We start from the raw sequence: 13,858 nt of genomic DNA, 5'->3' as shown, positions 1-13,858 counted from the left end.
CTAAAAAGCATGCAGATGCGTCCAACTGGGTCGTAACGCCGAGAAAAGTTGGCATGGATAGTGGTTGCTCGTTTCCCACCCACCAGCGAGGAAGCGCCCCATGTACAAAGACTATCCGGCGGCCTATCAAGTCAGCAAAGGCTCGGCATTGCAGGTCGACAGCGCGTTCTACGAGCGGATTCGCGATGAGAAGAGCGCGCGCACGCTGATCGAGCAGTTCGAGGTGCCGATCCGCACCGGCCGCGCCTGGCACGTGCCGGCCGGGCATGTGTTTCGTGTCACCACACCGGTGGGGCCGCAGGTGGGCGACTTCAATGTGTGGAATGCCCACGATCCGCGCGAGCGCCTGTGGGCGGCGCGTACCCGCCAGTTACAGGGCGCGCACGTCAGCACCCACGATCGCTTGTGGTCGAACTTGCCGTTCCTGCGGCCGCTGGTGACCATCACCGATGACAGCCTCGCCGCCTACGGCATCGACGAGCACGGCGGGCGTCTGCACGACTTGCTCGGCACCCGTTGTGACCCGTATGTGAACAAAATGCTCACCGGCGAAGACTTCCACCACCACTGCCATTCCAACCTGACCCGCGCCGTGCTGCCCCATGGCCTGACCGAGTTCGATGTGCATGACGTGTTGAATATCTTCCAGTGCACCGGCCTCAATCACGACGACCTGTACTTCATGAAGGCCTGTCCGGCGCAGAAGGGCGACTACCTGGAGTTTTTCGCCGAAATCGACTTGCTGTGCGCCTTGTCGACCTGCCCCGGCGGCGACCTGTCGCTGCCGATGTGGGGGCCGGACGCGCAGGATCCGCTGAGCGTGTGCCGGCCGCTGGGTGTGGAGATCTATCGCCTGGAGGACGCTCTGCTCGATGGCTGGAGCCAGCCGGAGCGTGCCGCCTACAAGGGTCTGCACGGCCTGCACGTGGCCAAGGCCGATTGGGAACAGTAGCTGTGCAAAACAAAACCCCGCCGGGCAGGCGGGGTTTGTCGTTCAGCGGTCCTGCCCGTCCTGGGCATCCGCTTCGGCATTGCGTTCAGCGACGCGGCGCCGCTGTTCATCGGTCAGTTCGACCTTGTTGGCGGTGTCGCGCAGCATCATCAATCCGCCAACGATCGAGCCGATTGCAACGACCAGAATCAACCAGGCATACCAGGGCATAACGGCTCTCCTTAATGGCAGTTCGGCGGGCGAGGATTTCGCCGTGCGACGCTGCATACCACTTTGAGCAAAGTGCATTCGCAGTGGTTCCATTCTAGGCCGCTTATGCCGTATGCACGCCGCAAGCGTCACGAAGGCTGCGATGTTTTTGCGCCTGGTCAACACAACCAGGGGCAAAAGATCGCAACCGACCCGTGCCGGCGCCGTGGCTCAGAGGCCGGTGAGCATGGCATCGGCCGGCGCGTTGGCGCGCAGTTGCCCGGTGAGCAGGAAGTAGGCGAAGCCGACCGCCATGAAGCCGAGGAAAATCACCCCGATCAGCGCATTGAACCAGGCCATCGCCACCAGGCACACCACGGCCAGCAGCAAGGCAATCAACGGCACCAGCGGGTAGCACGGCGCACGGAAGGTGCGTTCCAGGTTCGGCTCGCTCTTACGCAGCTTGAACAGGCTGAGCATGCTCATGATGTACATGACGATCGCGCCGAACACCGCCATGGTGATCATCGCGGCCGTGAGGGTCATGCCGCCGAGGTTGATCAGGCCGTCGCTGTAGATGGCGGCGATGCCGATGATGCCACCGGCGATGATCGCCCGGTGCGGGGTCTGGAAGCGCGACAGTTTCGCCAGCGACGCCGGCAGGTAACCCGCGCGGGCGAGGGCGAAGAACTGCCGCGAATAGCCGAGGATGATCCCGTGGAAACTCGCCACCAGGCCGAACAGGCCGATCCACACCAGCATGTGCAGCCAGCCCGAGTTATCGCCGACCACCGCTTTCATCGCCTGTGGCAACGGGTCGTTGATGTTGGCCAGGGTGCGCCAGTCGCCGACGCCGCCGGCAAAGAACATCACACCCATTGCCAGCAGCACCAGGGTCAGGATCCCGCTGATGTAGGCCTTGGGAATCGTCCGCTTGGGATCCTTGGCTTCTTCGGCCGCCATCGCCGCGCCTTCGATGGCGAGGAAGAACCAGATCGCGAAGGGGATCGCGGCGAACATCCCGGCAATCGCCGGTGCGCCGAAAACATCCGCGCCGGCCCAGCCATTGAGGGCGAAGTGGCTGAAGCTGAACGCCGGCGCCACCACGCCCATGAACACCAGCAGTTCGGCGACGGCCAGCACGCACACCACCAGTTCGAAGGTCGCGGCCAGCTTAACGCCGAGGATGTTCAGGGTCATGAAGACGATGTAGGCGCCGACTGCCGCGTGCTTCGGATCGAGTGCCGGGAACTGCACGTTGAGGTAGGCGCCGATGGCCAGGGCAATCGCCGGTGGGGCGAAGACGAATTCGATCAGCGTCGCCAGCCCTGCGATCAATCCGCCTTTCTCGCCGAAGGCGCGGCGGCTGTAGGCAAAGGGTCCGCCGGCATGGGGAATCGCCGTGGTCAGCTCGGTGAAACTGAAGATGAAGCAGGTGTACATGGTCGCGACCATGAACGAGGTCACCAGGAACCCCAGCGTCCCGGCCACCCCCCAGCCGTAGCTCCAGCCGAAATACTCCCCGGAAATCACCAGGCCGACCGCGATGCCCCACAGGTGCAGCGTGCCCAGCGTCGGTTTGAGTTGTGTGTTCATGCGTTTGCTCCCTGAACGGATTGGAAAGCTCAGGGGAGGGCGTGTGCAGTGCGCGTGCCATTTTGTATTGGCGGGTCGTAATGAGCTTAAAGCTGTCGTATCGGGGATGTTCGCGGCTCGATGGCTGCATTGTTGTGCGCCAGTTGGGTGCGATGTTGTCTGTGCTGCCGTCTTCGCGGGCAAGCCCGCTCGCACATTTTGAAATGCGCTCGTCCAGACAACGCTTACCCCAGTGGGAGCGGGCTTGCCCGCGAAGAAGCCCGCCCGCACGCCGCAAAGCCGCGCTGTAACGCCAGCATAAACCCACTCTTTACGCTTTCTTTATGCGCTGGCGCACCCCTCGCTCTCGTTCCTTTACACGCTCCTTTCCGACAATGCCTGCACAAGCGGCAATACGCCGTAACACGGAGATCTTCCATGAGCGTTCTGGACGGGGTGTCACTGCTGTTGGCAGTGGGGCTGTTCATTTATCTGTTGGTTGCGCTGTTGCGCGCGGATCGGAACTAGGAGCGGCTATGCACAGTTATGACTATTGGCTGATCCTCGCGTTCTTCGCGGTGGTCTTGCTGCCGGCGCCGTTCCTCGGGCGCTTCTACTACAAAGTGATGGAAGGCCAGCGCACCTGGCTGACGCCGATCCTCGGCCCGGTCGAGCGCGGTTGCTACCGCATCGCCGGCGTCGATCCGCAGGCCGAACAGAGCTGGCAGAAGTACACGCTGGCGCTGCTGGCGTTCAACCTCGCCGGTTTCCTGCTGCTGTTCGCGATCCTGCTGTTCCAGGATCACCTGCCACTCAACCCGCAGAACCTGCCGGGCCAGGAGTGGACGCTGGCGTTCAACACCGCCGTCAGTTTCATGACCAACACCAACTGGCAGGCCTACAGCGGTGAAGCCTCGCTGAGCTACCTGAGCCAGATGGTCGGTCTCACCGTGCAGAACTTCGTCAGCGCCGCGACCGGCCTGGCCGTTCTCGTCGCGCTGTGCCGTGGCATCGGCCGCAAATCGACCAAGACCCTCGGCAACTTCTGGGTCGACATGACCCGCGCTACGCTCTACGGCCTGCTGCCGCTGTGCCTGCTGCTGGCGTTGTACCTGGTATGGCAGGGCGTGCCACAGACCTTCGCGCAATACGTCAATGCGGTCACCCTGCAGGGCGTCGATCAGGTGATTCCGCTCGGCCCGGCGGCCAGCCAGATTGCGATCAAGCAACTGGGCACCAACGGCGGTGGTTTCTTCGGGGTCAACTCGGCGCATCCGTTCGAGAACCCGACCGCGTGGAGCAACCTGTTCGAAGTCGCTTCGATCATCCTGATCCCGGTGGCGCTGGTGTTCACTTTTGGCCACTACGTCAAGGATCTGCGCCAGAGCCGCGCGATCATCGGCTGCATGCTCGCGCTGTTCATCATCGGCGGCGCCACTTCGCTGTGGGCCGAGTACCAGCCGAACCCGGCGCTGAACAACGCCGCCGTCGAGCAGACCGCGCCGCTGGAAGGCAAGGAAGCGCGCTTCGGCACCACCGCCACCGTGCTCTGGTCGGTGACCACGACCGCCGCGTCGAACGGCTCGGTCAATGGCATGCACGACAGCCTCAACCCGCTCAGCGGCATGGTCGCGCTGGTCAACATGATGGTCGGCGAAGTGATCTTCGGCGGCGTCGGTGCCGGGCTCTACGGCATGCTGCTGAACGTGCTGATCGCAGTATTCCTCGCCGGCCTGATGATCGGGCGCACGCCGGAATACCTGGGTAAAAAGCTGCAGGCCAGAGAAGTGCAGTTGCTGGTGGTGACCCTGCTGGTGATGCCGGTCGGCGTGCTGGTGCTGGGCGCGATTGCCGCGAGCTTGCCAGGCCCGGCGGCGACCATCAGCAACCCCGGCCCGCACGGTTTCAGCCAGTTGCTGTACGCCTACACCTCGGCCAGTGCCAACAACGGCTCGGCATTCGGCGGGCTGACGGCGAACACCGCGTTCCACAACCTGATGCTCGGCCTCGGCATGTTGATCGGCCGCTTCGGTTACATCCTCCCGGTACTGGCCCTGGCCGGCAGCCTGGCGATGAAGAAAACCGCGCCGATCGGCCAGAACAGCTTCCCGACCCACGGCCCGCTGTTCGTGACCCTGTTGACCGTGACCATTCTGCTGGTGGGCGGCCTGACCTTCTTGCCGACCCTGGCGCTCGGCCCAATCGCCGAACATTTGAGTATGGGCTTCTAAGGAATCCATCATGAATATGCCTGCAATCAAGCCCGTCGCCGCCAAGGCGCCGGAACAAGCGAAAACCGCGATCTCGGCCCTGTGGCGGCCGGCGCTGGTGCAAGCCTTCGTCAAGCTCGACCCGCGGCAATTGCAGCGCTCGCCGGTGATGCTGGTGGTCGAACTGACTGCGATCCTGACCACCGTGCTGTGCTTCATTCCCGACAGCAGTGTGCCGACGTTCGTCGCTGCGCAGATCGCGTTGTGGCTGTGGTTCACCGTGCTGTTTGCCAACTTCGCCGAGGCGCTTGCCGAAGGTCGCGGCAAGGCTCGCGCCGACAGCCTCAAGGCTGGCAGCGAAGGCCTCAGCGCCCGGCGCAAACTGGCCAACGGCAGCTTCCAGGTGGTGCCCGCCGTTAGTCTGCGCAAAGGCGATGTGGTGCGTGTCGAAGCCGGCGAGATGATCCCTGGCGACGGTGAGGTCATCGAAGGCATCGCGGCGGTCAACGAAGCGGCGATCACCGGTGAATCGGCGCCGGTGATCCGCGAGTCCGGCGGCGACCGTTCCGCGGTCACCGGCAACACCCGCCTGGTGTCCGACTGGCTGCTGGTGAAGATCACCGCCAACCCTGGCGAGTCGACCCTCGACCGGATGATCGCGCTGGTCGAAGGCGCCAAGCGCCAGAAGACCCCGAACGAAGTGGCGCTGGACATCCTGCTGATCGGCCTGACCCTGATCTTCCTGCTGGTGGTGGTGACGCTGCAGCCGTTCGCTCACTTTGCCAATGGCAGCCTGCCGCTGGTGTTTCTGGTGGCGCTGCTGGTGACGCTGATTCCGACCACCATCGGTGGCCTGCTGTCGGCCATCGGCATTGCCGGCATGGATCGCCTGGTGCGCCTGAACGTGATCGCCAAGTCCGGCCGCGCGGTGGAAGCCGCAGGCGACGTGCACGTGCTGTTGCTGGACAAGACCGGCACCATCACTTTCGGTAACCGTCGTTGCAGCGCGGTATATGCCGCACCGGGCGTGAGTGCTCGCGAGCTGGCCGAGGGCGCGCTGTTCGCTTCGCTGGCGGATGAAACCGCCGAAGGCAAATCCATCGTCGAATACCTGCGCGGTCTGCATCCGCAGCCCGAGCCGGCGGCAGAAACCCTGACGGCGGTGCCGTTCAGTGCGGAAACCCGTTTGTCCGGGGTTGATTATCAGGGGCGCGTGTTCCGCAAGGGCGCGGTGGATTCGCTGCTGGCCTTCCTCGGTCAGCAACGCGCCGACCTGGCCCCGGCGCTGTCGCGGGAAATCGACAAGATTGCCCAGAGCGGCGGCACGCCGTTGCTGGTCTGCGCCGACGGCAAGCTGCTCGGCGCGATCCATCTCAAGGACGTGGTCAAGCCAGGCATTCGCGAGCGTTTCGCCGAGCTGCGCAAACTGGGGATCCGCACCGTGATGGTCACCGGCGACAACCCGCTGACCGCTGCGGCCATCGCGGCCGAAGCCGGGGTCGATGACGTGCTTGCCGAGGCGACGCCGGAGAAAAAACTCGCCCGCATTCGTCACGAGCAGAACGACGGTCGTCTGGTCGCCATGTGCGGCGACGGTGCCAACGATGCGCCGGCACTGGCCCAGGCCGACGTCGGCATGGCGATGAATGACGGTACGCAAGCGGCGCGCGAAGCGGCCAACATGGTCGACCTCGACAGCGACCCGACCAAGCTGCTGGACGTCGTACAGATCGGCAAGGAATTGCTGGTGACCCGAGGCGCGCTGACGACCTTTTCCATCGCCAACGACGTGGCCAAGTATTTCGCGATCCTGCCGGCGCTGTTCGCCGCGATCTACCCGCAACTGGGCGTGCTGAACATCATGCACCTGGCCAGTCCGCAGAGCGCGATCCTCTCGGCCATCGTCTTCAACGCGCTGATCATCGTCGTGCTGATTCCGCTGGCGCTGCGTGGCGTGCGTGTGCAGGCAGCGAGTGCGGCGGCGTTGCTGCGCCGCAACCTGCTGATCTATGGCCTGGGCGGGATCCTGGTGCCGTTCGTGGGGATCAAGGCGATCGACATGCTGCTCACGGCGCTGCATCTGGTCTGAGGCCGAGAAGAGCCCCTCACCTTGACCCTCTGCGGCGGGTGAGGGGACTGGCCGTGGTGTTCTGGCGAGTGACACCGACCTGAGATATCGAGCCGAACTCGGGACTTGAACAGTACAGAGATCGGCGCCCTTTCCCCCTCGCCCAGCTTGGGGGAGAGGGTTGGGGTGAGGGGGATGGATATTGCTGGCCCCCCGCCAACGTTTGCCCAATGAATTCGAGGATTGCGAAATGTCCACAATGTTACGTCCGGCCCTGAGCCTGCTGGTGCTGATGACCCTGGTCACCGGCGTTGCCTATCCACTGGTGGTCACCGGTGTCGCGCAAGTCGCGTTCCCGGCGCAGGCCAACGGCAGCCTGGTGCGCGATGCCGAGGGCAAGGTGCGCGGTTCGGCGCTGATCGCCCAGGATTTCGCCGGCGATGCCTGGTTCCATCCGCGTCCTTCGGCCGGTGCCTTTGCCACGGTGTCGAGCAGCGCGAGCAACCTGTCGCCGAGCAATCCCGCACTGGCGACCCGAGTCATCGACGACGCCGGCAAGTTGCAGGTGCCCGGCCAGGGCCCGGTGCCGCTGGCCTTGCTGACCACCTCCGGCAGCGGCCTCGATCCGCACTTGCCACCGGCAGCGATTGCCTATCAACTGGCGCGTGTCGCCGCCGCGCGCAACCTGCCGGTTGCGACCGTGCAGCAACTGCTCGACGCGCACATCGAACAGCCGCTGGTGGGCCCGCCGGTGGTGAATGTGCTGGAGCTGAACCTGGCGCTGGAAAAGCTCTGAATCGGTGGCGCGGCCAATCGCTGGCAAACCAGCTCCCACAGGAGCACGCATTCCCCCTGTGGGAGCTGGCTTGCCAGCGATGACGGCAGTCCCGGCAATACACAAACATCAGGAAGAGAGCTTCAAGCATGAGTGATTCCGGCCGCGCCGACGCGCTGTTAGCCGACCTGCCCCGCGACGGCCGTGGCCGGCTCAAGGTCTTTCTCGGCGCCGCGCCGGGCGTTGGCAAAACGTACGCCATGCTGCAGGCGGCTCACAGCCAGTTGCGCCAGGGCGTGAAAGTCATCGCCGGGGTGGTCGAAACCCACGGTCGCGCGGAAACCGAAGCGCTGCTCAGCGGCTTGCCGCAACTGCCGCTGGTGCGCTCGGAATACCGTGGCGTGACGCTGGAAGAAATGGACCTCGACGGCCTGCTCGCGGCCAGACCGAAACTGGTGCTGGTCGACGAACTGGCGCACAGCAACGCCCCCGGCAGCCGCCACGCGAAACGCTGGCAGGACATTCAGGAACTGCTCGCCGCCGGCATCGACGTGTTCACCACGGTCAACGTCCAGCACCTGGAAAGCCTCAACGATCAGGTGCGCGGCATCACCGGCGTACAGGTGCGCGAAACCCTGCCGGACTGGGTCCTGCAAGAGGCCTACGAACTGCTGCTGATCGACCTGCCGCCCCGGGAATTGCTCGAGCGCCTGCGTGAAGGCAAGGTCTACGTGCCCGAGCAGGCGCGGGCGGCCATCGATGCGTTTTTCACCCAGACCAACCTCACCGCATTGCGTGAGCTGGCGATGCAGACCGCGGCCGCCCAGGTCGATAACGATCTGGCCCAGGGTTATCGCCAGCTCGGCCAGGCTGCCCCGGCGGTGCGCGGGCGTCTGCTGGTCGGCGTCGACGGCGATGCCCAGGCCGAGCGGCTGGTGCGTCACGCCAGTCGGGTTGCCCAGCGCCGGCATCTGCCGTGGAGTCTGGTGCACGTCGACAACGGCAGCGTGCGTGACGAGCAATCGCGCCTGCGCCTGCAAAGCGCCCAGCAACTGGCCGAGCGCCTCGGCGGCGAAGTGGTGTTGCTGCGCGCCGGCGAAGTGGCGAAAACCCTGATCCAGCATGCGGCTGAACGCCGCGCAAGCCTGGTGCTGGTCGGCCAGTCGCGGCCGAGCCTGCGCCGCCGCCTGTTCGGCGGAGGCCTGGCGGCGCGCCTGTTGCGCCAGGCCCACGGCCTGGAAATCAACGTCCTCGACAACGATCACGAGCATCCGCAGCCGCGTCCGCGCAGCGCACCGACCCTGGTCTGGTTCGACTATGTGCTGGCGCTGGTGGCGACGATTCTGGCCAGTGCGCTGGCATGGGCGGTGTCGAGTGTGCTGCCGCTGCCGAACATCTCGCTGGTGTTCCTCGCGGCGGTGCTGCTGGTGGCGGTGCGCAGCAGTCTCGGCCCGGCGCTGGCCTGTGCCGCGCTGTCGTTCCTGACCTACGATTTTCTGTTCATCCCACCGAATTTTTCCTTCAGCATCCAGCGCGAAGAAGACGTCCTGACCTTGCTGTTCTTCCTGCTGATGGCCGCGCTCACCGGCAACCTGGCGGCGCGCCAACGCCGTCAGTTGCAGGCCCTGCGCGACACCCAGGAAGAGACCACCGAGCTGCTCGACCTGTCACGCAAACTCACCGCCGCCACGGACCGTCAGGCTGTGATCAGCGCCGCCGCGCAGCACCTCAACGGCTGGAGCGACCTGCAACTGTGCCTGCTCAACCGCGACGGCCAGGGCGGCTGGAAGGTCGAGACCGGCGGGCCGCTGCAATTCAGCGAGTCGGAACGCGCCGCCGCCGACTGGGCCTGGCAGCACGACCAGCCGGCCGGCATGGGCACCGGCACGTTGCCGTTCGGGCGCTGGTGGTGGTGGCCGCTGTCGGTGGAGGACGGGCCGCTGGCCCTGCTCGGCGTCTGCGCCCGGGAAGGCCAGACCCTCAGCGGTCAGCGCCGACGGTTGCTCACTGCTCTCAGTCAGCCGCTGGCCCAGGCCCTGGCCCGGGCGCAACTGGCCGATGACCTCGAAGCGGCGCGCCTGCACGGTGAAACCGAACAGCTGCGCAGCGCCTTGCTGGCGTCGGTGTCGCACGATCTGCGCACGCCGCTGACCGCCATGCGTGGCAGCATCGACAGCCTGCTGGCCCTCGGCGAGGCGATCCCGCTGGAGGACCGCCGTGAACTGCTCGAAGGCACCCGCGATGAGGCCGAGCGTCTCGACCGCTACATCCAGAACCTGCTGGACATGACCCGCCTCGGCCACGGTGCCTTGAAGCTGGCGCGGGACTGGGTGGCGCCGGCGGACATCGTCGGCAGTGCGCTCAATCGCCTGCGTGCGGTGCTGTCCTCGTTGCAGGTCAGCACCGAAGTGCCGAACGAGCTGCCGCTGCTGTACGTGCACGCGGCGCTGATCGAACAGGCGCTGGTCAACGTGCTGGAAAACGCCGCGCGGTTCTCGCCGAGCCATGGCCGCCTGCAACTGCGCGCCGGAGCGGATGACAACGAGGTGTTTTTCGCGGTCAGCGATGAAGGGCCCGGGATTCCGCTCGATGAGCGAGCGAAGATTTTCGACATGTTCTACACCGCCGCCCGCGGCGATCGTGGCGGGCAGGGCACCGGCCTGGGCCTGGCGATCTGTCAGGGCATGGTCGGTGCCCACGGTGGGCGGATCAGCGTCGGCGACGGCATCGACGGTCGCGGTACCTGCATCACCCTGCACCTGCCGCTGCAATCGCAACCGGGGATGGACAATGAAGCCTGAGCCCGGCTGCGCTACTCTCTTGCCAATCTTTTGCGTTGATATGAATTCATGAGCCAGACCGCGACCATTTTGGTCATCGACGATGAACCGCAGATCCGTAAATTCCTGCGCATCAGCCTCGCTTCGCAGGGCTACAAAGTGCTCGAGGCCGGCACCGGCGCCGAGGGCCTGGCGCAGGCGGCGCTGAACAAACCGGATCTGCTGGTACTCGACCTCGGCCTGCCGGACATGGACGGCCAGCAGGTGCTGCGCGAGTTTCGCGAATGGGCCACCGCACCGGTGCTGGTGCTGTCGGTGCGTGCCAGCGAAGGGCAGAAAGTCCAGGCCCTGGATGGCGGCGCCAATGACTATGTGACCAAGCCGTTCGGCATACAGGAATTTCTCGCCCGGGTGCGGGCATTGCTGCGCCAGGCCCCTGTCGGTGAAGCGCAGCAGGCCGCGTTGAGTTTCGGCCCGCTGACCGTGGACCTGGCCTATCGGCGGGTGCTGCTCGACGGCGCCGAAGTGGCCCTGACCCGCAAGGAGTACGCGGTGCTGGCGCAACTGGCGCGGCATCCGGGGCGGGTGATCACCCAGCAGCAGTTGCTCAAGGATATCTGGGGCCCCACCCACACCGAGGACAGCCATTACCTGCGCATCGTCGTCGGCCATCTGCGGCAGAAACTGGCCGACGATCCGACGCGGCCACGGTTTATCGTGACCGAGGCGGGCGTCGGGTATCGGCTGTTGAGTGACAACAGTCTGTAGGCTTTGGGTTGGCTGAGCTGACGCCTTCGCGAGCAAGCCCGCTCCCACAATGGTCGGTGTGATACACAAATCTCAGTAACGCCCTGGATCCCTGTGGGAGCGGGCTTGCTCGCGAAGAGACGCTGACAGCCAGCCGAGAACTTCAGGACTCTCTACTCTGCTCGTTCTCATACCGATCCAGCGTGTCCCGGGCAATCTCGCGCCCCAAGGCGATCAGCTCCGGCGCCTTGTAGAACTCGAAAAAACGGCAGACACGCTTGGGCACGTTGATCAGGATGTCCGGCGGATAGCCGGCAATCTTGTATTGCGCCAGCGAGGTCTGCATGACCTCGAAACTCTGGTTGATCAGATCCAGCAGCGACGCCGGCCCGACGTTGTCGATGATGAATGAACCGGTGGCGGATTTCGGCGCGCCGTCGCGCTCCGGGGCGGCAGCCGGTTGCTGGGTTTCCGGCTCGGCGCCCTCGACCCACGGATTGATCTCGGCCGCTTCGGCGCGCAGCGCCTCCTGCTCCAGGCGCAGCAATTGCTCGGCCTGGGTGCGGCGGAACGGCATCTTCGATCCGAGCGAACTGATCAGGCTGTCGAAGCGGCTGCGGAAGGCGGGCGGGCGCTGAATCACAGGCAGCTTGTAATGGCGCTGGTTGGTCGAGTTGAGGTTGACCGCGATGATCAGGTCGCAATGGCTGGACACCACCGGCACGATCGGCAGCGGGTTGAGAATGCCGCCATCGACCAGCATGCGGTTGCCTTGCATCACCGGGGTGAACAGGCTGGGGATCGCCGCCGATGCGCGCATCGCCTGATGCAGGCAACCTTCCTGGAACCAGATTTCCTGTTGGTTGGTGAGGTCGGCGGCGACCGCCGTGTAGGGGATGCGCAAGTCTTCGATATTGATTTCGCCGACGATCTTGCGGATCTGGCCGAAGACCTTTTCGCCGCGGATCGCGCCGAGGCGGAAACTGACATCGACCAGACGCAGCACATCGAGGTAATCCAGGCTTTCGATCCAGTTGCGGTACTCGTCGAGCTTGCCGGCGGCATAGATGCCGCCGACCACTGCGCCCATCGAACACCCGGCAATACAGGCGATGTCATAACCGCGTCGTTCGATCTCTTCAATGACGCCGATATGGGCATAACCCCGGGCGCCACCGGAGCCCAGCACCAGTGCGACACGTTTTTTCATCAAACTTCCTCCCGACAAGACGCCACAATGCACCCATCGGGGGGCGGGCGACAATCGCCGGGTCGCCGGCAACGCCGCTGGCGTCGTTTTCTCGATACTTTGTCACGCCGCGGCGCTATCTTTTCGGTGGCGGCGGATTGCGCCTGGCACAAGGCACTTTTTCGCCGGCGAACCGTCTTACCTGCACGACTGTTGACCTACTTTGAGGTGTGAGTGATGAAAGCCTGGATCTGTGTACCGTTGATGGCCCTGGCACTGGCCGGTTGCGCCGGCAAGACCGCGTATCGCGACAGCTGCGGCAGCCAGCTCGACGCCGCGTGGCGTGAGCTGGACCTGGCCAAGGCGGAAGGCTTCGCCGGTACCGTCAGTTACTCCAAGGCCCTGTCGCTGCTGACGGCGGCCAAGACCCAGCAGCAGTTCGAAGGCTTCGAAGGCTGCAGCGCCAAGGCCGAAAAAGCGCGCTTCTACATTCGCGAATCCCGCGCCGGCCGCTAAGCTGCTGAGGTGGCGCAAGGGCAGGGAGCCTTGTTCGCCCACACTCGCGTAACGCCATTGGAATCAGGAGCAAGCGATGTCTGCGTTGGTTGACCGGTTGGTGGCTCATGTCCTGAGCCTGGAAGTACGGCTGCTGGCCTGTCAGGCGCGCTTGACGGCGCGAACCGATCCCGAGGCGCTGCATGATCTGCGCACCACCGTGCGCCGCTTGCGCAGCCTGTTGCGACCGTTGCGCGGCCTGCCCGGGGTCGAGCAACTGGAAGGCGCGGCGGCCGCGGTCGGGCAACTGACCACCCCGTGGCGCGATCGCGAGGTGCTGGCGGCCTACCTGCTCGAGCATCACCAGCCCGAGGCCGCGCAGCGGCGCATGGCGCAGATGGCCGAGGCCTACCCGGCGCTGGCGGCGAGTGCCGAGCTGGCGTCGCTGCTGATGATGCTCGACGCCTTTCCGCGATTCCTGCGCGCCGCCCAGCGTCAGGGGCTGCTCAAGGGCCTGGACAAGCGCATCGAAAAGCGCCTGGGCAAACAGTGGAAGAATCTCGACAAGGCGCTGCACGACCCGGCCCACGACCGCCATCGTCTGCGCCTGCTGATCAAGCGTGTGCGCTACGGCATCGAAGCCTATCCGGAACTCGATCGCCTGCCCGCCGCCGCGCTGGCGCGCCTGAAATCCGCGCAAGGTGCCCTGGGCGGCTGGCACGATTGCTGGCAATGGCTGGCCAAGGCCGAGCACGAAGCCGATCTGCAACCGTGTGTCGCGACCTGGCAGGCAACCATGCTCGCGGCGGAAACCAAGGCCGACCGGGTGCTGGAAAAACTCAGCGCCAGTTGCTTCAAGAAATCCTGAAATCTCTGCG

12 protein-coding genes are annotated in these 13,858 nt (G+C 65.0%); 9 read left to right on the top strand and 3 right to left on the bottom strand.

Annotation, left to right across the window (positions count from 1 at the left end):
- Nucleotides 1-100 precede the first annotated feature (100 nt).
- Complete coding sequence (locus QRN70_RS25555) at nucleotides 101-952, top strand: urea carboxylase-associated family protein (RefSeq protein WP_285420638.1); 852 nt, start codon at nucleotides 101-103, stop codon at nucleotides 950-952.
- Nucleotides 953-994: 42 nt separating this feature from the next.
- On the opposite strand, the gene QRN70_RS25550 is transcribed toward QRN70_RS25555, so the two are convergent.
- Nucleotides 995-1,162, bottom strand: coding sequence for a DUF2897 family protein (locus QRN70_RS25550; RefSeq protein ID WP_285420637.1), 168 nt, complete (start codon nucleotides 1,160-1,162; stop codon nucleotides 995-997).
- Between the two features lie 210 nt (nucleotides 1,163-1,372).
- Entirely contained in the window at nucleotides 1,373-2,737 is a 1,365-nt protein-coding gene (gene eat / locus QRN70_RS25545) for an ethanolamine permease (RefSeq protein WP_285420636.1), read from the bottom strand.
- A gap of 417 nt (nucleotides 2,738-3,154) precedes the next feature.
- Between eat and kdpF the strand changes: the two genes are divergently transcribed.
- The 6 genes from kdpF (at nucleotide 3,155) to QRN70_RS25515 (ending at nucleotide 11,317) form a co-directional block, all read left to right on the top strand.
- Nucleotides 3,155-3,244, top strand: coding sequence for a K(+)-transporting ATPase subunit F (gene kdpF, locus QRN70_RS25540; protein ID WP_007899818.1), 90 nt, complete (start codon nucleotides 3,155-3,157; stop codon nucleotides 3,242-3,244).
- An 8-nt stretch (nucleotides 3,245-3,252) separates the two neighbouring features.
- A complete protein-coding gene (kdpA, locus tag QRN70_RS25535; protein ID WP_285420635.1) occupies nucleotides 3,253-4,947 on the top strand; it encodes a potassium-transporting ATPase subunit KdpA in 1,695 nt (564 codons plus the stop codon).
- 10 nt (nucleotides 4,948-4,957) lie between these two features.
- Nucleotides 4,958-7,015, top strand: coding sequence for a potassium-transporting ATPase subunit KdpB (kdpB, locus tag QRN70_RS25530; protein WP_285420634.1), 2,058 nt, complete (start codon nucleotides 4,958-4,960; stop codon nucleotides 7,013-7,015).
- A 229-nt stretch (nucleotides 7,016-7,244) separates the two neighbouring features.
- Nucleotides 7,245-7,790 (top strand): potassium-transporting ATPase subunit KdpC, encoded by a 546-nt coding sequence (gene kdpC, locus QRN70_RS25525; RefSeq protein ID WP_285420633.1) that lies wholly within the window; start codon nucleotides 7,245-7,247, stop codon nucleotides 7,788-7,790.
- 128 nt (nucleotides 7,791-7,918) lie between these two features.
- Nucleotides 7,919-10,570 carry a DUF4118 domain-containing protein gene (locus tag QRN70_RS25520; RefSeq protein WP_285420632.1) on the top strand — a complete coding sequence of 884 codons (2,652 nt, stop codon included), beginning with the start codon at nucleotides 7,919-7,921 and terminating at the stop codon, nucleotides 10,568-10,570.
- A 48-nt stretch (nucleotides 10,571-10,618) separates the two neighbouring features.
- The gene (locus QRN70_RS25515; RefSeq protein ID WP_285420631.1) at nucleotides 10,619-11,317 is read left to right on the top strand and encodes a response regulator; all 699 of its coding nucleotides are present in this window, start codon (nucleotides 10,619-10,621) and stop codon (nucleotides 11,315-11,317) included.
- Nucleotides 11,318-11,459: 142 nt separating this feature from the next.
- Here QRN70_RS25515 and QRN70_RS25510 read toward each other — a convergent pair whose 3' ends face one another.
- The gene (locus QRN70_RS25510; protein ID WP_285420630.1) at nucleotides 11,460-12,506 is read right to left on the bottom strand and encodes a patatin-like phospholipase family protein; all 1,047 of its coding nucleotides are present in this window, start codon (nucleotides 12,504-12,506) and stop codon (nucleotides 11,460-11,462) included.
- A gap of 216 nt (nucleotides 12,507-12,722) precedes the next feature.
- On the opposite strand from QRN70_RS25510, the gene QRN70_RS25505 reads away from it, so the two are divergent.
- Both QRN70_RS25505 and QRN70_RS25500 read left to right on the top strand, forming a co-directional pair.
- Complete coding sequence (locus QRN70_RS25505; protein ID WP_285420629.1) at nucleotides 12,723-13,001, top strand: hypothetical protein; 279 nt, start codon at nucleotides 12,723-12,725, stop codon at nucleotides 12,999-13,001.
- A gap of 76 nt (nucleotides 13,002-13,077) precedes the next feature.
- Nucleotides 13,078-13,848, top strand: a complete 771-nt coding sequence (locus tag QRN70_RS25500; protein ID WP_285420628.1) for a CHAD domain-containing protein — start codon at nucleotides 13,078-13,080, stop codon at nucleotides 13,846-13,848.
- Nucleotides 13,849-13,858: the final 10 nt, after the last annotated feature.

It is taken from the genome of Pseudomonas sp. efr-133-TYG-5 (assembly GCF_030209175.1).
Taxonomy (GTDB): domain Bacteria; phylum Pseudomonadota; class Gammaproteobacteria; order Pseudomonadales; family Pseudomonadaceae; genus Aquipseudomonas.
Note: the sequence above shows the minus strand (reverse complement) of the source record. Positions and strands in the feature narration are given on the sequence as shown.